At 67.6% G+C, this 21,329-nt stretch carries 17 protein-coding genes; 12 read left to right on the top strand and 5 right to left on the bottom strand.

What is annotated here, in order from left to right:
* Positions 1-4 precede the first annotated feature (4 nt).
* A complete protein-coding gene (locus OXG83_06560) occupies positions 5-1,423 on the bottom strand; it encodes an aspartyl protease family protein (protein ID MCY3964678.1) in 1,419 nt (472 codons plus the stop codon).
* Between the two features lie 66 nt (positions 1,424-1,489).
* On the opposite strand from OXG83_06560, the gene OXG83_06555 reads away from it, so the two are divergent.
* From OXG83_06555 to OXG83_06540, 4 genes are all read left to right on the top strand, one after another.
* Positions 1,490-2,089 (top strand): PH domain-containing protein, encoded by a 600-nt coding sequence (locus OXG83_06555; GenBank protein ID MCY3964677.1) that lies wholly within the window; start codon positions 1,490-1,492, stop codon positions 2,087-2,089.
* 53 nt (positions 2,090-2,142) lie between these two features.
* Entirely contained in the window at positions 2,143-3,156 is a 1,014-nt protein-coding gene (locus OXG83_06550; GenBank protein ID MCY3964676.1) for an NADP-dependent oxidoreductase, read from the top strand.
* 17 nt (positions 3,157-3,173) lie between these two features.
* Entirely contained in the window at positions 3,174-4,460 is a 1,287-nt protein-coding gene (locus tag OXG83_06545; GenBank protein MCY3964675.1) for a membrane dipeptidase, read from the top strand.
* 67 nt (positions 4,461-4,527) lie between these two features.
* Positions 4,528-5,631, top strand: a complete 1,104-nt coding sequence (locus OXG83_06540; protein ID MCY3964674.1) for a hypothetical protein — start codon at positions 4,528-4,530, stop codon at positions 5,629-5,631.
* Between the two features lie 3 nt (positions 5,632-5,634).
* Here OXG83_06540 and OXG83_06535 read toward each other — a convergent pair whose 3' ends face one another.
* Both OXG83_06535 and OXG83_06530 read right to left on the bottom strand, forming a co-directional pair.
* Complete coding sequence (locus tag OXG83_06535; protein ID MCY3964673.1) at positions 5,635-6,762, bottom strand: PepSY-associated TM helix domain-containing protein; 1,128 nt, start codon at positions 6,760-6,762, stop codon at positions 5,635-5,637.
* 38 nt (positions 6,763-6,800) lie between these two features.
* A complete protein-coding gene (locus tag OXG83_06530; GenBank protein MCY3964672.1) occupies positions 6,801-7,049 on the bottom strand; it encodes a hypothetical protein in 249 nt (82 codons plus the stop codon).
* Positions 7,050-7,193: 144 nt separating this feature from the next.
* Here OXG83_06530 and OXG83_06525 point away from each other — a divergent pair, with 144 nt between their 5' ends.
* Both OXG83_06525 and OXG83_06520 read left to right on the top strand, forming a co-directional pair.
* A complete protein-coding gene (locus tag OXG83_06525) occupies positions 7,194-8,465 on the top strand; it encodes a hypothetical protein (protein ID MCY3964671.1) in 1,272 nt (423 codons plus the stop codon).
* Between the two features lie 45 nt (positions 8,466-8,510).
* Positions 8,511-9,710 (top strand): hypothetical protein, encoded by a 1,200-nt coding sequence (locus OXG83_06520; GenBank protein MCY3964670.1) that lies wholly within the window; start codon positions 8,511-8,513, stop codon positions 9,708-9,710.
* A gap of 11 nt (positions 9,711-9,721) precedes the next feature.
* On the opposite strand, the gene OXG83_06515 is transcribed toward OXG83_06520, so the two are convergent.
* Entirely contained in the window at positions 9,722-11,008 is a 1,287-nt protein-coding gene (locus OXG83_06515) for a Xaa-Pro peptidase family protein (protein ID MCY3964669.1), read from the bottom strand.
* Between the two features lie 100 nt (positions 11,009-11,108).
* A complete protein-coding gene (locus tag OXG83_06510; GenBank protein MCY3964668.1) occupies positions 11,109-12,761 on the bottom strand; it encodes a fumarate hydratase in 1,653 nt (550 codons plus the stop codon).
* Positions 12,762-12,930: 169 nt separating this feature from the next.
* Between OXG83_06510 and OXG83_06505 the strand changes: the two genes are divergently transcribed.
* The 6 genes from OXG83_06505 to OXG83_06480 all read left to right on the top strand — a co-directional run bounded on the left by OXG83_06505 (position 12,931) and on the right by OXG83_06480 (position 21,266).
* Positions 12,931-14,037: a galactose mutarotase gene (locus OXG83_06505; GenBank protein ID MCY3964667.1), complete on the top strand. Its 1,107-nt coding sequence runs from the start codon at positions 12,931-12,933 to the stop codon at positions 14,035-14,037.
* Between the two features lie 150 nt (positions 14,038-14,187).
* Positions 14,188-15,426, top strand: coding sequence for an efflux RND transporter periplasmic adaptor subunit (locus OXG83_06500; protein ID MCY3964666.1), 1,239 nt, complete (start codon positions 14,188-14,190; stop codon positions 15,424-15,426).
* 26 nt (positions 15,427-15,452) lie between these two features.
* On the top strand, positions 15,453-16,151 hold the full coding sequence (locus tag OXG83_06495; protein ID MCY3964665.1) for an ABC transporter ATP-binding protein: 699 nt from the start codon (positions 15,453-15,455) through the stop codon (positions 16,149-16,151).
* Complete coding sequence (locus OXG83_06490; GenBank protein MCY3964664.1) at positions 16,148-17,293, top strand: ABC transporter permease; 1,146 nt, start codon at positions 16,148-16,150, stop codon at positions 17,291-17,293. The genes OXG83_06495 and OXG83_06490 overlap by 4 nt, the downstream gene beginning before the upstream one ends.
* Positions 17,294-17,321: 28 nt before the next feature.
* A complete protein-coding gene (locus tag OXG83_06485) occupies positions 17,322-18,479 on the top strand; it encodes an ABC transporter permease (GenBank protein ID MCY3964663.1) in 1,158 nt (385 codons plus the stop codon).
* A gap of 48 nt (positions 18,480-18,527) precedes the next feature.
* Positions 18,528-21,266, top strand: coding sequence for a sulfatase-like hydrolase/transferase (locus OXG83_06480; GenBank protein MCY3964662.1), 2,739 nt, complete (start codon positions 18,528-18,530; stop codon positions 21,264-21,266).
* Positions 21,267-21,329: the final 63 nt, after the last annotated feature.

The raw sequence follows: 21,329 nt of genomic DNA, 5'->3' as shown, positions 1-21,329 counted from the left end.
GGTTCTACGAGCCCTCACCGGGGAAGTAGTACTTCATCTCGTCGAAGTCCATCGTCCACGACCCCTTGGGCCATAGGTACTGGTGCGAGATCAGGACGTCCGCCATGAAGCCGAATCGCCAGAAGAAGTCACTTTCGACGAAGACGTTGCCGAGCGCTTGCGCCGGACCGCTGGGCAGACCGTCCAGGCCATGGGACTCGATCGGCGACCAGTAGTAGGGCGTGCCCTCGATCTCGGTCTTCTCCAGCTCGAGGAACTCGACGGTCTCCTCGACGATGACGAGGGGCATGCTCGCGGCCAGGCCGGAATCCAGGAAGTAGTTCATTCCAGGGTGGCCGTTCAGGCTGCCCTTGGCGAACATCAAGTGGGTGCTGGTCATGTAGAAGGGCACTTCGACGGGCGGTGTGTCGCCGAAGGTCTCCATCACTTCGGCAAGAGCTTCTTCGCTTCGCTCGCGGAAGGTGATGCGCCGGTTGTCGTAGTCGACCGTCGTCAGGAACTGCCTGAGGATCTGCGTGGTCAGCACGCCGTCGGAGGTCTGGCCGAGGGCCTTCCAGGTCGCGCCGATGACCGGCACGTTCAAGAGCGTCACGTCGCCCAACGTGACGGTTGCCGCGACCCCTAGCGGTTCCTCGACCGTCTCGCCCCCTGTGTAGGCGTAGCGGGCTTCGCGGTTGGCGAGGGTCGGCGGGCCGAGGCGCTCGTAGATGCCCTTGTCGAGGTAGAGCCGGTCGCCGCCGGTGTCGAGGATCAGGTCGACCGCTTCGCCGTTGATCTCGAGGGTTACATGGGGCAGGGCGCCGGGTTGCGTGATGTCGTTCGTCATCGGCAGGTGGGCGACTCTCTCGTCGCCGGTCCATTCGATGCCGTAGGGCTCGCCGTCGAAGGCCTGCATGAAGGTGAGCAGGCTGGCCGAACCTTCCGCCGTGTCCGGCGCGGGAAGCTCCCGGGCCCTCGCGAAGTCGTTGGTCTGGTAGTGGGCCAGCGTCAGCCCGCGGAGAGCCTGGGCATGGATGTCCGAGCCCTCGTCGGCGAGTTCGAGAAGCCGGTCGTTCAGGGTCGCGGCCCGTTCGTAGTCGCCCAGCAGGTATGCCGTTCTGGCCGCGAGCCGAAGATCGCCCGCGTGGCACGTGGTCGTCGTGCCCAGGGGTGCGATGATCTCGTCGGCCTCCCAGATGTCGCCCAGCTTGAACAGGACCTCGGCATAGCCGCGGCGGGCCTCGTCGTTATTGGGGTCTGCCTGGAAGCCCTGCCGGCGTGGCCCGAGGGCCGCTTCGACATCTCCACGGAGCCTCGGGTTCCACTCCTCCGCACCCGTACCGGAGAGTTCGCCGCAGGGAGCGGGCTCGTCTTCGCAGCTCCAGGTCGCCATACCTGCTACTAGCGCGACGCTCGTGAGCGCAAGCCGTGTCGGGCTCTTCATCAGCTACATTCTCCGGGTCGGTTTCGTCCCGATTCTACGAACCGTCCCGACGATGGGGAGCCGCGTATGACCGACGTCGCCATAGCCGATCCGGAGCTGCACACGGGTGAAGAGCCGATCCTCCGTGAGGCGACCTTCAACCCGAAGGTGCGCACCTACTGGTTGCTGACGGGTGCGCTCGTGTTGACCGTCAGCATCGTCGGGATTCCCCTTCTCATCTTCTGGTTTCCCATCGGCTATGCCCTGACGGGCCGCTACCTGGAGCGTGTTCGCTGCGTGCTGACCGAGAAGAACCTCCACGTCGCGAGGGGCGTGCTGGTGCGGCAGGAGAAGACGGTTCCGCTGGACAAGATCACGGACCTGGCGATGTCACACGGGCCGATCATGAGGTCTCTCGGCCTGCGCGGCCTGTCGGTGGAGACGGCCGGCCAATCCGGTCAGGGCAGCTTCGTCAAGCTGGTCGGCATCGAGGGCACGGAGGAGTTCAGGGCGGCCGTATTGGCGCAGCGCGAGCGGGTCGGAGGACCGGGAGGCGGGTTGTCCGCTGCGTCGGCAGCCACGGCCGCCGAGGGTGAGGCGAGCGTGGAATCGGCGAAGCTGCTGAGCGAGATCAGGGACTCGCTACTGCGGATCGAGAAGCGGTTGGGCGACGGCGGCGGAGGATAGGGTGCCGCGACCGGCGGGAGGCCGGTGAAACCCACGATCCCCCGGAGCCAGCCATGACCGAGAACCGCCAGATCATCATCGACTCGCTGCCGACGGACCGGCTCGAGCCCGGCAACTACGCACTCCGGACCGCCGAGGCGCCGGCGCCGGGCGACGGAGAGGTGCTGTGCCGCACGCTCGCGATCACGATCGGAGCAGGCCAGCGGGCGGGTCTCCAGGGCAGTGCGAGTTACGCCGGGGCGCCGCGTGCCGGCATCGTGATGAGCGGCACGGCGGTAGCCCGTGTCGAGGCGTCGAACGACGACGCGATTCCGGTCGGTTCGCTTGTCGTCTGCCCGGCCGGCTGGCAGGACTACTCGGTCCACGCGGCGGCGAAAGTGCGCGTCGTCGACGAGAGCGATGGCGGCGGCGATCCGGCCCACCATCTCGGCGTTTACGGGACGAACGGGTTGACGGCCTACTTCGGGCTTTTCGACGTCGGCGGGCCGAAGGAAGGCCAGACCGTCCTCGTCTCGGCGGCCGCCGGGTCGGTCGGGCACCTGGTCGGCCAGATGGCGAAGATCGTCGGTTGCAGCGTCGTCGGCGTCGCCGGCGGCGAGGCGAAGTGCCGCCTGCTCACGGAGGAACTCGGCTTCGACGCCGCCGTCGACTACAAGAGTCCGGACTTCCGGGGCGACTTCAAGGAGGCGACGCCCGATCGCATCGACATCTACTTCGACAACACCGGCGGCGAGGTCCTTGGCAGCGCGCTGCGGCGGATGAAGGTCGGCGGCCGCATCGTCTGCTGCGGCGTCGTCTCCCAGTACGACACGTCCAAGCCGGCGCCGGGGCCGTTTGGCGTCCCGGGCCTGCTGATCAACTTCCGGGTTCGCATGGAGGGCTTCCTCGTCTTCGACTACGCGAAGCGCTATCCGGAGGCCTGGACCCGGATGCGCGAATGGGTCGAGGCCGGCAGACTGGTGCCGAAGCAGGATGTCTTCGAAGGCCTGGAGAAGGCGCCGGAGGCGTTCGTCGACCTGCTGGCGGGCGGCAACGTGGGAACGCGGATCGTGCGCGTCGCGTCGTGATGGGAGGAAGGAGAACCATGGATCGAAGAGCATTCCTGACTGTCGCACTCGTCGGTGCTCTGGCGCTCGGGTGCGCCGCCGGTCCTCCAGGTGAGAACGGTGTGGACGCCGACCCATCGTCCGAGGCGCTTCTCGAACAGGCTCGCGCCATTCATGAGCGCGTACTGGTCCTCGATGCCCACGCGGACACAGAGCTTCCGGACGCGCCGTCCCCCTACGTCGGGGACGATGGGCTATCCCAGGTCGATCCGGCCAAGCTCCACGCGGGCGGCGTCGATGCGGTCGTCATGTCCGTCGCGGTCGGTTCGGGACCGCGCACGGCGGAGGGCTACGCCGCCGCCCGGTCAAGAGCCGACGAGGAGGTCGCGGCGGTGCTCGAGTTGGCGGCGGACCCGGCGAACAACGCGGTCGTCGCCCGGTCAGTCGATGAGATCGTCGCTGCCCATGAGCAAGGCAAGGCGGCGCTCATCCTCGGCTTCCAGAACGCCATGATCCTGGGCACCGATGTCGCGGCGCTGGACGACTTCTACGGTGAAGGCGCGCGCGTGTTTGCGCTTACGCACCTGGGCAACAACGACTTCGCCGACTCGTCGCGGCCGGTCTTCGACGCGGCGACGGGGACGCACGAAGGGGCCGAGCACGGCGGGCTGTCCGCCCTTGGGGTCGCGGCCATCGAGCGGATCAATGCTCTGGGCGGAGTCGTCGACGTGTCCCAGTTGTCGCGGGACGCGGTGCTGCAGGTGCTGCAGGTCTCGACGGCGCCGGTCATCGCGAGTCACTCGAACGCCAGGCAGCTCACCGACGTCAGCCGCAACCTGAGCGACGAGGAGATCGACGGCATCGGCGCGATCGGCGGCGTCATCCACGTCTGCCCGTTCCGGGGCTATCTCTACGACTCGAGCGATGCCGCGCTGGACGAGGCGATCCGGGAGGCCCGGCGCGAGGCGGGAGTGCTCGAGGACTACCTGTATCCCTTCGAGCTTTACTGGGAGATCGACGACCCGGCAGCCCGCTCGGTCTTCACGCAGTCGATCAGCGACCTCCTCGGGCCCGGCAGCGTCGACTCGATGCTCGACCATCTCGACTACATCGTCGACCGGATCGGCGTGGACCACGTCGGCATCGGGTCCGACTTCAACCACGGCGGCGGCGTCGAGGGTTTCGCCGACGCCAGCGAAGCTCTGGGCGTGACCTTCGGCCTGCTCGAGCGTGGCTACAGCGAGGAAGACATCGGGAAGATCTGGGGCGGCAACTTCCTGCGGGTGATGCGCGCGGCGGAGGCCGCGAGAGCGTCGGCCGAGTAGCCGGCTCGCCAACGCGGCGAGGGGTTAGACTAGGGGCATCGACGTTCCGAATTGGAGGTCCTGCATCATGAAGCGTCCTGTAAGCTTGCCGTTGGTGGCCATCCTCGTGCTCCTGTTTGTCCCGGCCCTGGCTGCCCAGGACGACGGGATTCCCCGGACCGCCAGCGGGCGGCCGGACCTGAACGGAACCTACGACGCGGCGACCCTGACTCCGCTCGAGCGGCCGGTGCGCCTCGGCGAGCGGGCCTACCTGACCCCCGAAGAGGCAGCGGAGATCGCCGAAGAGGAGCGGCTGATCCAGGAGGGCGGTGTGGCGAAGTCAGACGCGAACCGGGAGGCGCCGCCCGAAGGTGGCGCCAAGGTCGTCGGCCTGGAGCACACTGCGGGCGGCGGCAACGAGTTCGGCGCCGGCAACGTCGGCGGCTACAACCTGTTCTGGATTGATCGTGGTTCCGACACCTACCGGGTAGACGGCCAAATCCCGACCTCGATCATCATCGATCCTCCGAACGGCCGGATGCCGCCGATGACCGAGGCGGCCCAGGAGAGGATGAGGGCCACCTTCGCCCACTTCCTGCGGCCGAACGACGGCACCGCGTGGTGGGTCGAGCACGACGGGCCCGGCCCCTACGACGGTCCGGAGTCGCTCCCCACGAGCGAGCGGTGCCTCGTCGGATTCACCGGCGCGGCGCCGACCTTGCCGAGTCTGTACAACAACTTCAAGCGCATCGTGCAGACCGAGACCCACGTCGTCATCCTGCTCGAGATGATCCATGACGCACGCATCGTGCGGCTCAACTCGGAGCATCCGGGTCCCGAGGTCACGAAGTGGCTGGGCGACTCGATCGGGTGGTGGGAAGGCGACACACTCGTCGTGGAGACAACGAACTTCCATCCCAACGGACGGGGATTCCGCGGTGGGTCGGAGAACGCGCGCGTCACCGAGCGCTTCACGGTGCAGGTCGGGGGCGACGTGCTCTACAACTTCACGGTCGAGGACCACGCGACGTGGACCGCTCCCTGGACCGGCGAGTACCTGTGGAAGGCCGACGAAGGCAACGTGTATGAGTACGCCTGCCACGAAGGCAACTACTCCATGGGCGGCACACTTCGCGGAGCCAGGGTCCTCGAGGCGGACGTGCTGAGCGGAGCGAGCACCGGCGCCGAGTAGGCCTTAAGTCCGCCTCCGCGTGCCTGAGCCGGCGGGGCCGAAGAAACGGCGCCAGCTCATCGCGAGACCGGTCCAGACCAGGACGGCGACGCCCAGGGACACGACGCCGGCGATCGTCTGCCCGACCACGCCGTACACCTCTCCGGTGTGGGCAAACCGCAACCAGCGGCGAATCTTGAAGCCGCGCGTGAAGGTTGGATAGCCGGCGCGCCCGACCAGCTCGCCGGTCGCGCGGTCGAACAGCAGGTCCTCGCGCTTCGACGGCTGGCGGCCCGTCCCGTGGTCGACGGTGACCACGACGGGATCGTGAATCGACTCGGGAAGGTCGATCGTGAGCGTCCGCCATCCGGGCGTCCCGGCGCCGGCCTTCGCCGCCAGTGCCTGCAGCTCGACAAGCGGCGTGGCCGGGTCCGGCGCGGCGGATGGGGTCTCCCACGTGTCCGGCTGCGGCGGCCGCGGCGACTGCTGGAACGGTGGCGTGTCGCCCGCCAGCCGATGGACGAGGTCGGCGGCCCATTGATACGAGATGGTGGCCCCGCTGAAGACGATGATGACGAGTGGAACGGCCGACCAGAAGCCGATCACCTTGTGCCAGTTGAAATCGCGCGCCCGTCCCCTGAGGCGGGGGCGAAACCACAGGCCGTGTTTCCAGGCGGCGCGGCTGCGGGTCGACGGCCACCAGAGGTAGATCCCGCTGACGAGCATGAACAGGAACCCGAGGTTCGCGACTGCCACCACCGTCCGACCGATGATGCGGTACTCCCCGTCGAGGGCGAACCACCGGTGCCAGTACATGACGCTGCGGAGGAAGCGTCGCGTCCGCGTGTCGCCGTTGCCCAGCCGTTCGCCGGTGAAGCGGTCGACATAAACGGTGGTTCCATCGTCGAGCCCGACGACCGCTGGCTCTCGCGGATCCCTGTGCAACGCAGCGGAAGTGACGAGAGCGGCGGACGTCCCACCGGAGACGCGCGCGATCAAGTCGTCGAGCCCGAGCGGCGCCACGCCCGGGGAGGGCGGGTCGGCGCGATAGTCGCGCAGCGCCCACTCGTTGAGCTGCACCTCGTAGGTGAGGATCACGCCGGTCACCGCCAGCATGAGGACAACGACGGCGGCGGTGACGCCGACCGCCAGATGGATCCAGAAGATCGCCCTGCGCAGGGACAGCGCTTCTACTGCTGATCGGAGTCCGTCGCCTGCTCGGATTCGGCCTGGGCAGCGGCGTCGCCCTCGCCGTCGGAGTCGGTCCCGCCAGGGCAGGCCGTCGTCACGACGGCGGCCGCCGCGAGCGATCCGACCGCGACGGCGCGAGAAAGGAACGAGCGGCGATCGACCCGGACAGTGGTGATGTCTTCGTCCGTCAGCGATATCGGCGTGCCGGGACGATTGGCTCCAGGCTCGCTGTTCTCCGATCTACCCATGACATTGCTCCTGCGTTTGGAAACTGGGACCGACTGAGTCCAGTATGGTAGAGACGCGGTCCTTGGGAGTCAAGCCGCGACCCGATTGCCGGAGCAAATGGGCGAGAACGAATCACGATGGGCCACGACGCACGGAGCGCACAGATGACGACGGACCACACCGGGCCGGGATCGGCGAACCCTGGCGGCGCGTCCGCGCGTCACCAGCGTCACGGTCCGAGCGCCCGTCCGCGGGCGGTCGGACGTCACGACCGCGACTGGTACGCCTGGCTCCTCGATCCGCTGCCGCCGGCGGAGTTCGAGAACGACTACTACGAGCAGCGGTTTCTTCACATCCGGCGCGACGCGCCGGCGTACTACGCCGGGCTCCTCTCGGTGAGCGACCTCGACATCGTGCTCGGCACTCACTCGGCCGGTCATCGCGACATCAAGCTGGTTCGCGCCGACGGCGACGTTGCTTCCCGTGAGTACGCGAACGACGCCGGCAGGGTCCAGCCGCTTGAGGTCGCCCGGCACTTCGACGACGGCGCGACGATCATCTTCAACCAGCTTCAGACGCGCGTACCGACGCTGGCCCGGCTGTGCGTCGCGCTCGGACGGCGCTTCTCGTCGCGGGCCCAGGCCAACGTGTATCTCACGCCGCCCGAGGCGCAGGGGTTCGCCGCGCATTGGGACACCCACGACGTCTTCGTGTTGCAGATCAGCGGCACCAAGCGCTGGTCGATCTACGACACCAAGGTGAGACTGCCACTCCGGGGCCAGGGCTTCGAACGCGGTACGCCTCCCGGCGACGTCAGCGACGAGTTCGAGCTCGGCCCGGGCAGCGCCCTGTACCTTCCACGAGGTCTGATGCACTCGGCCCGTTCGACAGGGCAGACGTCGTTGCACATCACGCTCGGGCTCACGGCGTTCACATGGGCCGAGTTCCTCGTCGAAAGCGTCACCGCGGCGGCGCTCGAGGAAGAATCGCTGCGCCGGAATCTCCCTCGCGACTTCGCTCGCGAGGAATTCCCCCTGGCCGAGCGAGAGCGCCTGTTCGGCGAGAAGCTGGCGTTCGTGCAGTCGCGATTCGATGCCGAGGTCGTGTGGCGCCGCTTCGCGGACGAGGTTCTGGCCGCCGACGTCCCCCTGTTCACCGACCTGCTCAGCCAGCGGCTCCACGGAGACAGGCTGACGCTCCGCTCGCGGGTAAGGCGCCGAACCGGGTTGCTCACCGAAGCCGTGACGGACAGGGAGTCGTGCCTCCTCCGGTTCGGTGGCCGGGAACTCAGGTTGCCGGCCGGCGTGTGGCCGGCGCTTCAGTTCGCGACGACGACTGACGAGTTCGCCATCGAAGACCTGCCCGACTGCCTGGATGCCGAGGGAAAGCTGACCCTGGTGGCGCGACTCGTCAGGGAGGGGGTTCTCCAGCGCTGAGCACGCTCAACGCTGACTGCTAGCGTCCGGAGTCGAGGTGCAGCAATGAGAGTCCTGAAGATCGTCGCAATCGGTGCGCTCGGGCTGATTCTGATGCTGGCCTGTGCGGTCGGCCTTTTCTTCGCCACTGCCGGCGTCGACACGCCGGAAGGTCCGGCGAGCCGGGAGGTGCTCGCGCGGGGGCCCTACCAGGTCAAAAGGCTGGACACCACGTTCGTGGACCGGAGCCGCCCGACGCAGGCGAACAACGACTTCGCCGGCTCGGACGAGCGGCGGCTCGTGACCTCGATCAAGTATCCGACGAATCCGAACGCACGGGGGGTGGCGCGGGAGGGCCGACCGGCCAACGGCTTTCCGTTGATCGTCTACAGCCACGGCTTCATGTCCAGGCGGTCGGAAGGCGACTACCTGGCACGGCACTTCGCCCGGCATGGCTACTTCTTCGTCGCCGCCGACTATCCGCTGACCAACTTCGCGAGTCCGGGCGGTCCTCGTTTCGACGATGTGGCTCACCAGCCCGGCGACGTTGGGTTCCTGATCGACAGGTTGCTGCGCTGGAACGTCGATCCGGCCCACGAGTTCTTCGGGACCATCGACCCGGAACGCATCGGCGTGATGGGCCTGTCTCTCGGCGGCATGACCAGCACGCTCGCCGCCTTCCATCCGGAGCTCCGGGACGATCGGATCGCGGCCGCCGTCTCGATCGCGGGACCCAGCGCCATGTTCACGCCCGATTTCTTCGAGACGGCCGAGGTGCCGTTCCTGATGATCGCCGGTGACGCCGACGCCATCGTGCCGTACTTGGAGAACGCGGCCTCGCTGCCGGAGCGAGCGCCGCGCAGCGGGCTGGTCACGCTCAAGAGTGGTTCACACGTGGGTTTCGCCGACATCGCCCGCTATATGTCACGTTGGTCCAGGCACGGTGACACCCTGCCGTGCGGCGCCCTGATGGGCGCGGTGGCGGAAGACGCCGACCTGGGCGATGTGCCCGGGCTCGGAGGCCTGGAGCAGGGCGTGGCCCAAGGTCAGGGCGGCAGGCCGTGCGATCCCCTCCCGAGTGTGCGATCAATGCGTCCCGCGCGCCAGCAGATGCTGACGATTCTCGCCGCCTTCTCGTTCTTCGAGAGCCGTTTTGCCGAGGAGGCCGCCGAGCGCAAGGAGGCGGTCGACTATCTCGCCACGGGACTGGCCGCGGAGAACGACGACGTGACGGTGCGACTGCCGGAAGCTCGTCGCTCTGAGTGACGAAGTAGCGGTTAGCGAGCGGTCCCGACCAGGGCGAGCAACTCGTCGACTTCCTTCGGCACGGCAGCACTCAGAATCTCCGGTTCGCCTTCGGTGATCAGCACCGTGTCCTCGATACGGATGTGGATGTTGCGCTCGGGGATCTCGAGGATCGGCTCGACGGCGATCACCATGCCCGGCTCGAAGGGCAGGGAGCTGTCGCCGACGTCGTGGACCGAGAGGCCGACGAAATGGCCGGCGCCGTGGGCGGGCTTGTCCTCGAAGCCCCAGCGGTCGTAGATCTCTCGGCAGATCGCGGTGGTTTCCCGGCGCGTCACGCCGGGGCGCATGGCGGCGATGATCGCCTTCTGGGCTTCCAGCACAGCGCGGTAGGCGCGCTCCTGGACCTCGTCGAACTTGCCCGTGACCGGCCAGGTGCGGGTGATGTCCATCGTCATGTAGGCGAAGGAGGCGCCGTAGTCCATGACGACCAGGTCGCCGTCCTGTAGTTGCCGGTCGTTCTTCACCCAGTGCCAGATCAAGCCGTTGGGACCTGAACCGACGATCGCGGGGTAGGCCTCCATCTCGGCGCCGTGCTTCAGGAACACATGCTTGGCGGCGGCCTCCAGTTCGTACTCCCAGCCGCCGACGCGGGTGGCCCGGATGGCCGCCGCGATGCCGTCGGCGCTCACCCTCCCGGCGCGGCGCAGGACCTCGATCTCGCGCGGCGTCTTGATCATCCGCAGGCGGTCGAGGTGCGGCGTCAGGTCGCGCAGTTCCGCGTAGGGGTAGCGGCTGCGGATCGTCGCGATCTGGTGGGCCTGCTCGGTCGGTTGGCCTCCCCAGGGGTTCTGCTCGCGACGCCCGAGGTAGAGGCCCTTCTCGCTGCGGGCGAGGTCGAGTTCGTCGCGCTCGCCCAGACGCATCCAGAGGAGCTTCCCGGCCTTTCCCGGCATCCGTCCACGGCGTCGGGCCAGGTGCTCGGGCAGGTAGGCGAGGTGGTCGACATCGAAGCCGCTGCCCTTGGCCTTCTCGGGGGCATAGAGCCAGTTCGGGCCGTCGATGAACTTCTCCCGGTCGCCCTGGTGGGGCAGGTAGAGCCGGGCCTCGCAGCCGTCGACCTCAAGCAACAGGACGGCGTTTCGGCCCTCGTATCCGGTCAGGTAGAAGAAGTCGTGGTCCTGCCGGAAGCGGGCGCCGTAGCGGGGCATCGTCTCCGCGAACAGGAGCACCGCGCCGCCGTCGAGACGCTCGCAGAGGCGCGCTCGCCGTTCGGCGAACTCTTCAGACGGGTAGGTGGCGCGCTGGGCCGCTGCCACACTGGCGACCAAGAAAACCGCGAGAAGCAGGACCGCAGAAGCGAATTTTTTGGCGATTTCTGCTGTGTGAGTCATTTCTCGGGGAGAAACAGCGTATCTTCTAGTTTTTTCTTCCGCCTCCGATCGCGACAGCTCGTGTTTTGGCGAACGGAGCGAAGAAGTCGTTCCCCTTGTCGTCGATCACGATGAAAGCGGGGAAGTTCTCGACCTCGATCTGCCAGATGGCCTCCATGCCGAGATCCTCGAACTCCCGCAACTCGACCCTGCGAATGCTCTGTTCGGCGAGGGCGGCCGCCGGACCGCCGATCGAGCCGAGATAGAAGCCGCCGTGCTTCTCGCAGGCGCGGCGGACTTCGGGCGAGCGGTTGCCCTTGGCCAGCATGACCATGCTGCCGCCATGGCTCTGGAACAGGTCGACGTAGGGGTCCATCCGCCCCGCGGTCGTCGGACCGAAGGAGCCGGACGCCTTGCCTTTGGGTTTCTTCGCGGGACCGGCGTAGTAGACCGGCTGATCCTTGAAGTACTGAGGCAAGTCCTCGCCACGGTCGAGGAGTTCCTTGAGTCGGGCGTGGGCGATGTCGCGGGCGACGACCATGGGGCCGGTGAGGACCAGCCGCGTGGCGACCGGGTACTTCGACAGCTCGGCCCGGATCTCGTCCATCGGCCGGTTCAGGTCGATTGCGACGACCTGGCCGCTGAGTTCGTCCTCGTCGATGTCGGGCAGGTACCTGGCCGGGTTCTCCTCGAGCTGCTCCAGGAAGACACCGTCGCGGTTGATCCGGCCCAGGATCTGGCGGTCGGCCGAGCAGGACACACCGAGGCCGACGGGGAGCGAAGCGCCGTGGCGCGGCAGGCGGATGACCCGCACGTCGTGGGCGAAGTACTTGCCGCCGAACTGGGCGCCGATCCCGATCCGGGTGCAGAGGTCGAAGATCCGCTCCTCCATCTCCAGGTCGCGGAAGGCGCGGCCGCGCTCGTTGCCGCTCGTCGGCAGGTCGTCCAGCGCGTGGCAGGTCGCGAGCTTCAGTGTCTTCATCGTTGCCTCGGCCGAGGTGCCGCCGACGACCAGGGCGATGTGGTAGGGCGGGCAAGCCGACGTGCCGAGAGTGCGGAGCTTCTCGTCGACGAAGTTCATCAGCGAGATCGGGTTCAGGATCGCCTTCGTCTCCTGGTACAGGAAGCACTTGTTCGCCGAGCCGCCGCCCTTGGCGATGAACAGGAAGCGATACTCGTCGCCGCGCGCCGCGTAGAGGTCGACCTGGGCGGGGAGGTTCGTGCCGGTGTTCTTCTCTTCGAACATCGACAGCGGCGCCATCTGGGAGTAGCGCAGGTTGCGCTCCTGGTAGGCGTCGAAGATGCCCCGGCAGAGTTCCTCCTCGTCGTCGAAGTCCGTGTAGACGTCCTGGCCCTTGTAGCCGAGAACGATCGCGGTGCCGGTGTCCTGGCAGCCGGGGAGCACCCGGCCGGCGGCGATGTTCGCGTTCTTGAGCAGCTCCATCGCCACGAAGCGGTCGTTCGAGGACGACTCCGGGTCGTCCATCACGCGACGCAACTGCTCCAGGTGGCTGGCCCGTAGCAGGTGGGCGATGTCGTCCATCGCGTCGCGTGCGATCAGCCGCAGCGCCTCGGGATCGATGCGGAGGGTCTCGCGGCCGCCGGCGGACTCGACGCGGACGTGGTCCGAGGTCAGCAGCCGGTACTCCGGCTCGTCGCCGCCGTGTTCGAACGTGTGCTGGTGGTGAAAGTCAGGCATGGCTGCCCTTGAGTCTGCGCGACGGACGACCGGGAAGCAAGTTGGGCAGGCGACCCGCTGCTAGTCTGCCCGCTTGACCGTGCGGTTCCCCGTACCCTTCCTTCTCCTGGCCGGCGTCGGCGCGGGGGCGTGTGGGTACACGTATCCTCCGCCTGAGATACCCGAAGAGATGGCCGCTCTGCTTGAGATCGTGCAGGTGACCCGGCGCCCGTGGGGCGAAGTCGATGGGAGGGAGGTCGAGATCTTCCGTCTCGCATCGGGGACGGGGCTTCAGGCCGAGATCGCCGAACTCGGCGGCGCGATCGTGTCCCTGACGGCCCAGGGCCGCGACGGAGAGTTCGCCGACGTCGTGCTCGGCTTCGACGACCTCGCTTCGTATCTCGCCGACACGAACCCCTACTTCGGCGTTGTCGTCGGGCGCTACGCGAATCGCATCGCCGGGGGCCGCTTCACTCTCGACGGCGAGACCTACGCGTTGCCGCAAAACGACGGGGAGAACAGCCTCCACGGCGGTGTCCGAGGGCTCAGCCGTGTGGTCTGGGAGGGCGAACCGTTCGAGAACAGCGACGGGGCGGGCGTCGTGCTCCGGTACCGAAGTCCCGATGGCGAGGAAGGCTACCCGGGCAACGTGGACTTTCGGGTGCGCTATCTGTTGACGTCGGTCGGCGACCTTCGGATCGAAGCGGAGGCGGTGACCGACGAGCCCACCGTCGTCAACCTGTCCTTCCACTCCTACTTCAACCTGAAGGGGGAGGGCGAGGGCGACATCCTGGACCACGAACTCCTGCTCAACAGCGAGCAGTACACGCCCGTTGACGCCACGTTGATTCCGACTGGCGAGATCGCGTCCAGCGAAGGCACGCCGATGGACTTCCGGACCGCGGCGGCGATCGGTGACCGGATCGACGACGACTTCGATCAACTTCGCTTCGGCGGCGGCTACGACCACAACTGGGTGCTGCGACCGGCGGAGGACGACAGCGAAATGCGTCTGGCGGCCATGGTCGTGGAACCGGCGAGTGGCCGGAAGCTGATCGTGAAGACGACGGCCCCGGGGCTGCAGGTCTACACCGGTAACTTCCTCGACGGCACGCTGGTCGGAAAGAGCGGTCGCCCATATGTTCACCGAGGCGGCCTGTGCCTTGAGACCCAGCACTTTCCCGACTCTCCGAACCAGCCGGGGTTTCCCAGCACGGTGTTGCGGCCGGGCCACACCTACCGGCAGGTGACGGAGTACCAGTTTCTGACGGGTGGATCGATGCTGGAGCGGGAGTAGCGAGAGGATCCCTGAAGGCCACGGTCGATTCTCGCGGTCGCGGTCAGACCCGAAACCATCGGTTCCACCCCGCGTAAACCAGAACCATAGAATGCGCGGCATGGAACGATCGGCCGGCGGCGCCAGTCCGCCGAAGCGAGCGGTGCGCCAGTGAACGCCCCGGCGCCTCAGGGCGAGGGTTCCGACAGTCCGCCGCCGCGGCCCGATCTGTCCATCCTCCGCGACGACGACGACGAGTACGAGTACCGTCCCCGGCGCGGACGCTTCATCAAGTGGGGGATCCTGCTGCTCCTCGGCGCGGTCGCAGTCTTCGCCGTCTACCGCGTGCCCCCCGACCAGTACGTTCCCTTCCTCATGCCCGAGGTCGAGACGACGACGGTCCAGCGGTTGACGCCGGAGCAGGCGTCCACGGTGCTGACCGCGACCGGCTACACCTACGCGCGGGTGCGGGCGGCGGTGGGGGCGAAGATCATCGGCCGGATCACGGAGCTTCACGTCGACGAGGGCGACGCGGTGGCGGCCGGGGACGTGATCGCGGTACTCGACAGCGATGACCTCGAGGCGGCGGTGCGCCGCGCTCAGGCGTCGCTGATCGAGGCGGCCGCGCGGCTCGCCGATGCGATACGGGAAGAGGCCCGCCAGCGGCGGATCGTCGAGGCGGGCGTCGCGCCCTCCGCCGACCTGGACGCGGCGGTCACCCAGCTTCAGGTGACGCGAGCCCAGGTGGGCACGGCGCGGGCGAACCTGGAGTCGATCGAAGCGCAGCTCGCCTACACGGTGATCAGCGCTCCGGTTGACGGGGTGGTCATCGAGCGGACGGTCGAAGTGGGGGAGATGGTCGCGCCGGGAGGATTCACCAGCCAGCAGGCCACCGGCGCGCTGGTGCGGATCGCCGATCCCACCTCGCTCGAGGTCGAGGCCGACATCAACGAGAGTTTCATCGCGCGGATCCAGCTCGGTCAGCCGGCGACGATCAAGGTCGACGCCGTGCCGGACCACGAGTACCACGGCACGCTGCGGCAGATCGTGCCGACCGCCGACCGGCAGCGCGCCGTGGTCCAGGTCAAGGTCACGATCGACGACCGCGACGAGCGCCTGGTGCCGGACATGAGCTGCAGCGTCACGTTCCTGCAGGAGGGTGTGGACGAGACCGTGCTCCAGGCGGAACCGAAGATCCTGGTCGCGGCGGAGGCGGTCGTGAACGACGGCGGCGGCGACTACGTCCTGCTCCTGCGCGACGGCCAGCTGGAGCGGGCGCCGATCGAACTCGGCCTGGAGCAGGACGGCAACCAGTTCGAGGTGTTGTCGGGGCTTCGCGGCGGCGAGGTCGTGGTGCGAAGTCCGACGCCGGAGCTCACACCGGGCCTGCGGGTACGCGAGGCCTCCTAGACAGAGTCCAACGAGGGAGCTGATAGATGGCTGAAACCGTCGTCCAGATGCGCGACGTGACGAAGAACTACCGGCGCGACGCCTTCGAGCTGAAGGTGCTCCAGGGCATCACCCTGAACGTCGAGGCAGGCGACTTCGTTGCCCTGATGGGGCCGTCCGGTTCCCGCAAGAGCACCTTGCTCAACCTGCTCGCCGGCATCGACCAGCCGACCAGCGGTGACCTTGTCGTCGCCGGCGAACAAGTGAGCCGGATGAACGAGAGCCGACTTGCCAAGTGGCGTCAGCGCCACATCGGCTTCATCTTCCAGTTCTACAACCTGATCCCGGTCCTCACTGCCTACGAGAATGTGGAGTTGCCGCTGACGCTCCGGCGCGGGTCGCGGGCGGCGCGCAAGCGGCGGGTCGAGACCGCGCTCTCCGTGGTCGGCCTGCAGAACCGGATGAAGCACTATCCCCGGCAGCTCTCGGGAGGCCAGGAACAGCGGGTGGCGATCGCTCGCGCGATCGTTACTGATCCGACTCTGCTACTCGCCGATGAGCCGACTGGCGATCTCGATGCGGATTCCGGCCGCGAAGTGCTCGATCTGCTCGGTCAGTTGAACGAGCAGTTCAACAAGACGATCCTGATGGTCACCCACGACCCGAACGCGGCCGCGCGCGCCAAGCGCCTGTTGCGGCTGGACAAGGGCCTGCTGGTTTCGTCGGAGGCGGGAGGAGGAGCATGATCAAGCTGATTCGACGCAACCTGCTGCGCAACAAGCGCCGCACCTTCCTGACGATGGCCAGCCTGGCGATGGCTCTGTTCATCCTCTCGCTGCTGGGCGTCGTGAACGACGCGATGAGCTTCGCCGACGACTCGGCGATCCCGGACCGGCTGGTCGTGCGCAACGCGATCTCGCTGACGTTCCCGTTGCCCGAGGCCTACGAGCAGCGGCTTCGGACGATTGACAACGTGGTCGCGGTGACGCCCCAGAACTGGTTCCAGGGCGTCTACAAGGATCAGCGGCCCGAGAACTTCTTTCCCCGCTTCACCGTCGATCCGGAGACGTTCCGTAGCGTCTTCTACGACTACAGCTGGAACGAGGCGGAGTGGGAGGCATTCGCTGAGCAACGCACCGCCTTCGCCGCCGGGCGCGAGCTGACCGAGATCCAGGGGTGGGCGATCGGCGACATGATCACGATCAAGGGCGACATCTACCCGATCGACGTGGAGCTCCAGTTGCGCGCGATCTTCGACATCGACGAAGCGGGCCAGGAGCGGCAGATCTTCTTCCACCGGCGCTACGTCGAGGAGGCGATGGGCAACCCCGGCCAGAATGGCACCTACTGGCTGCTTCTCGATGACCCGGAAGCGGCGCCGGCAGTGATCGCGGCCGCCGAGGCGATGTTCGAGAACTCGGACAACCAGGTGCGGGCCGAGACCGCGGAGGCCTTCGCGGCCTCCTTCACGGAGATGCTGGGCAACGTCCAACTCTTCTTCGCGGTCATCGGGCTGGGGATCGTCTTCTCGATCTTCTCGATTACCGCGGTCACGATGGCGATGGCGGCGCGCGAGCGCACCACGGAAGTTTCCGTTCTGCGCACCCTGGGCTTTCGGCGCAACCAGGTGATCGGCATGGTGCTCGGCGAATCTCTGGCGGTCGGTGTGCTCGGTTCCGCGCTCGGCCTCGGTTTGACCGCGGCCCTCATTCAACTCGCCACGCCGTTCCTGGACCAGATGGGCTTCGGGTTCGGCGGTTTCGAGCTTGACGGCCAGGTCCTGGGGACCGCAGTTGCAATCGGCCTCGCGATCGGCCTCCTCAGTGGCGTCTTCCCGGCGGTCGCCGCCGCCCGGCTCAAGATCGTCGACGGACTGAGGCGGCTCTAACAGTGGCCGGCATGCGCGAGGAGGCGGCATGATCCCGATCAAGTACACGTACCGCAACCTGTTCGAGCGCCGGGGCGTGGCGTTCATGACGCTGGCCTCGATCGGCTTCGTCGTCCTGGTCTACATCGGCGTGCTTGCCCTCGCCGGCGGCCTGCGGGCCGCGTTCGCGGACACCGGAGACGCCTCGGTCGTCATCGTGATGCGGGACGGCACCCGCGCCGAGATGGAGAGTTCCTACGCGCAGGAGAGCCACCGCCTGCTGACCGCCATGCCGGGCGTCGAGCGAACGGCCGAAGGTGCGGTGATGGCTTCCGGCGAAACGGTCACGATCCAGATCTTCAAGCGGGTCGACGGCACGGAGACGAACGTGATGGTTCGCGGCGTCGAGCCCGGAGCGTTCGCCATCCGGCCGGGCTTCGAGATCACCGAGGGCCGGGTCTTCGAGCCGGGCCGTGGCGAGATCATCGTCGGCCGCAGTCTGGCCGGGCGGCTCGGCCTGCGGGTCGGCGACGAGCGCAAGATGGGCCGGAACACGTTCCGCGTCGTCGGCACGTTTGCCGGCGTAGGCGCCCACGGCTCCGAGATCTGGGGTGACTACCGTGACCTGGGCGACTCGTTCCGGCGCAGCGGCTACTACTCGTCGACCCGGCTTCAGGCCGCGTCGCCGGCCGCGGCCCGCGACCTGATCGAGACGGTCAAGGCGGACCAGCGCCTGCAGGTGCAGGCGCTCACGGAACCCGAGTACTACGAACTCCAGTCGGAGACGTCATCGGGCCAGTTCATCATCCTCGGCAACGTGCTGGCCGTGCTGATGGCGATCGGTGCCTGCTTCGCCGCCGCGAACACGATGTACGCGCAGGTCGCGGCCCGTGCCCGCGAGATCGGCACTCTGCGCGCCCTCGGCTTCAAGCGCCGCTCGATCATGGGCAGCTTCTTCCTGGAAGCGGTGCTGCTCGGTGTGGTCGCGGGCGGCTTCGGCGCCCTGCTGTCCCTGCCGCTCAACGCGATCCAGACCGGCACGATGAACCAGGTGACCTTCAGCGAGATCACGTTCCAGTTGCGAACGACGCCGTTTGCCCTCTTCTCGGGCGTTTTCCTGGCCACGGTGACTGGCGTCCTCGGCGGCCTGCTTCCCGCCTTTGGCGCCTCGCGACAGAAGATCACCGATCTCCTCCGCGAAGCGTAGTCCCCACTGGGCGCGCGAGCCTAAGTGGCCGTGTAGCCTAGAAGGACGGTGTCCAGCCATCCGGTCCGTCTCTCCCAGGCGTCGCTGTTGGTCGCCGCGGCGCTCCTTGTCGCCGGCTGCGGCGGCTCACCGACGCCGGTTGACCCAGGCCCCCTTCCCAATATCGTCCTGATCGTCCCGGACGACCTCGGCCGACACGACGTCAGCTTCCACGGCGGCGAGATCGCCACGCCGAACATCGACCGGATCGCCGCCGAGGGCGTGCGGTTGGAGCGGTTCTACAGCGCGCCCGTCTGCTCGCCGACCCGGGCCGGTCTGATGACGGGCCGCTATCCGATCCGCTTCGGCCTGATGCGGGCGGTCATCGCGCCGTGGCGCGACTACGGGATGGACACCTCGGAGGTCACCCTGCCGGAGGTTCTGGCCCGGGCCGGCTACGAGCACCGTGGCATCTTCGGCAAGTGGCACCTCGGCCACTTCGACCGCAAGTACCATCCGCTGCGCCGCGGCTTCACCGAGTTCGTGGGCCACAACACGGCGGTCGACTACTTCACGAAGGAGCGCGTCGGCGAGCGCGACTGGAGTCACGACTACGAATCGGTCGAGGAGGAGGGGTACGTGACGGACCTCCTCGCGGACCACGCGGTTCGGTTCATCGATCGCCACGCCGGCGGTGATGCGCCGTTCTTCCTCTACGTTCCGTTCAGCGCGCCGCACTCGCCGCTGCAGGCGAAGGCGGAAGACCTGCCGCGTTACGCAGATCTGGATCCGCTCGAACCTCCGCGCGGCTGGGAGGAGTCGACCGCCGGCCGGCCGCTGGCCGCTGACGAGCGGCGGCGCAACGGGCGCCGGATTCATGCGGCGATGGTCCATTCCCTCGACGAAGGCGTCGGCCGCATCCTCGACACGATCGACGGCCACGGAATCGCCGACAACACGCTCGTCCTGTTCTTCAGCGACAACGGCGGCTCCGTGGGGATCGGCGACAACGGCCCCTACCGTGGCGCCAAGGGCAGCGTGTTCGAGGGCGGCACCCGGGTGGCCGCGGCGGCGCGCTGGCCGGCGGGGAACGTCGAGGGCGGCGGCCGGATCGAGGCGCCGGTGTCCTACGTCGACGTCCTGCCGACGCTGATGGGATTCACCGGCATCGAGGATCACGGCGGAAAGACGCTGGACGGCGTCGATGTCGGTGAGGTGCTGACCGGTGAGGCCGATACCGGCCCCGAGCGTGATCTCTACTCGTTCATCGCCCAGCTAGACCCCGAGCGGGAGCAGGTCTCCGTGACGGAGGGCGAGTGGAAGCTGGTCGTCGTCGGGCCGCCGCTGACGCGCCAGGGTTCGACGGAGGCGTCGCGAACGCTCCTGTTCCAGCTCGACGAAGATCCACTGGAGGAGCAGGATCTTGCGGCGGACCATCCCGATCTGGTGGTGCACCTACTTGAGAAGGCCACGGCGTTCCGGGCGCTGCAGCCGCCGAATCCGGTTGCGCCATTCTTCGCCGGCCGCGAGGGCTTCCAGCCGCCGCCGAACTGGCAGTTTCCGGAGGAGCGGCCGAACATCCTTCTCATCCTGATCGACGACCTCGGCTTCGAGGCGATCGGCGCCTACGGCGGCGCGTCCTACGAGACGCCGAACATCGATCGCCTGGCGGCGGAAGGAGTCCGTTTCACCCACGCCTACTCGACGCCGCTCTGCTCCCCGTCGCGGCTCAAGCTGATGACGGGGCGCTACAACAGCCGGAACTACACGGAGTGGGGCGTACTGCCTCGGGACGAGCTCACGTTCGCGAACCTGCTGCGGGACGCCGGCTACGCCACCTTCCTGGCCGGGAAGTGGCAGCTTTCCGGGTTCCAACTGGCCTGGAAGGAGGACTGCTGCGAGGGCCAAGGGAAGACGCCGGAGGAGGCCGGCTTCGACGACTACCTGGTCTGGCACTACCACCAGAAGGGGGAGCGCTACGCGGATCCACTGCTCTGGGGACCGGGCAACGAAGGCGGCGTCTTCGAGGGCGAGTACGGTCCGGACCTGTTCGCGGACTTCCTGCTCGAGAGAGTCGGAGCGCAGGTTCGCGAGCACCCCGATCGCCCGTTCGCTGCCTATCACTCGATGGCGCTGGTCCACGATCCCTTCGTGCCGACGCCTGACAGTGCGGACTGGAACGCCGATCGCAAGGCGGAGGACCCCGCCTATTTCGCCGACATGGTGGCCTACACGGACAAGCTGGTCGGCCGCATGCTCGCCGGTCTGGAGGAACTGCGCGTTCTGGACGATACGCTGATCCTGCTGACCGCCGACAACGGTACCCCCAGGCAGATCACCAGCACGCTGGTAGACGGCACAATGATCCCCGGCGGCAAGGCCAGGACGACCGACTACGGCAGCCACGTTCCGTTCATCGCCACCTGGCCGGCCGGTATCGACGGAGGCCGAACCTCGGACGCCCTGGTCGACCTCAGCGACTTCCTGCCGTCCATGGTCGAGGCGGCCGGCGGGTCGCTGCCGGACGACCGCGTGATCGACGGCAGGAGTTTCCTGCCTGTGCTGAGGGGCGAAACGGACTCCGCGCGCGACTGGGTCTTCACCGACTTCCGGCCGCGCTTTCTGAACATTCCGGAAGTGACCTTCGTCCACGACCGCCGCTACAAGCTGTACGACGACGGCCGCTTCTTCGACTTCGAGAACGATGTGCGGGAACAGAGTCCCCTGGACCCCGACGACCTGACGGAAGAGGAAGCCACGGCCATGGCCAGACTGCGCGCCGCGATGGCGGAGGGCCTTGGCGGTTAGCCGCAGCCGGCGACGACGGGCTTCCCGACGGCTCCGTGCGGGTCTGGACACCGAGTCTGTAGG

It is taken from the genome of Acidobacteriota bacterium (genome assembly GCA_026707545.1).
GTDB lineage: Bacteria > Acidobacteriota > Thermoanaerobaculia > Multivoradales > Multivoraceae > Multivorans.
This window is presented reverse-complemented; position numbering and strand designations above follow the sequence as displayed.

Coding starts and splice junctions, on each gene's coding strand:
- OXG83_06525 (MCY3964671.1), top strand. CDS start 7,194: ATGACGACGGACCACACCGGGCCGGGATCGGCGAACCCTGGCGGCGCG.
- OXG83_06545 (MCY3964675.1), top strand. CDS start 3,174: ATGGATCGAAGAGCATTCCTGACTGTCGCACTCGTCGGTGCTCTGGCG.
- OXG83_06530 (MCY3964672.1), bottom strand. CDS start 7,049: ATGGGTAGATCGGAGAACAGCGAGCCTGGAGCCAATCGTCCCGGCACG.
- OXG83_06520 (MCY3964670.1), top strand. CDS start 8,511: ATGAGAGTCCTGAAGATCGTCGCAATCGGTGCGCTCGGGCTGATTCTG.
- OXG83_06560 (MCY3964678.1), bottom strand. CDS start 1,423: ATGAAGAGCCCGACACGGCTTGCGCTCACGAGCGTCGCGCTAGTAGCA.
- OXG83_06510 (MCY3964668.1), bottom strand. CDS start 12,761: ATGCCTGACTTTCACCACCAGCACACGTTCGAACACGGCGGCGACGAG.
- OXG83_06495 (MCY3964665.1), top strand. CDS start 15,453: ATGGCTGAAACCGTCGTCCAGATGCGCGACGTGACGAAGAACTACCGG.
- OXG83_06485 (MCY3964663.1), top strand. CDS start 17,322: ATGATCCCGATCAAGTACACGTACCGCAACCTGTTCGAGCGCCGGGGC.
- OXG83_06550 (MCY3964676.1), top strand. CDS start 2,143: ATGACCGAGAACCGCCAGATCATCATCGACTCGCTGCCGACGGACCGG.
- OXG83_06490 (MCY3964664.1), top strand. CDS start 16,148: ATGATCAAGCTGATTCGACGCAACCTGCTGCGCAACAAGCGCCGCACC.
- OXG83_06540 (MCY3964674.1), top strand. CDS start 4,528: ATGAAGCGTCCTGTAAGCTTGCCGTTGGTGGCCATCCTCGTGCTCCTG.
- OXG83_06555 (MCY3964677.1), top strand. CDS start 1,490: ATGACCGACGTCGCCATAGCCGATCCGGAGCTGCACACGGGTGAAGAG.
- OXG83_06505 (MCY3964667.1), top strand. CDS start 12,931: ATGGCCGCTCTGCTTGAGATCGTGCAGGTGACCCGGCGCCCGTGGGGC.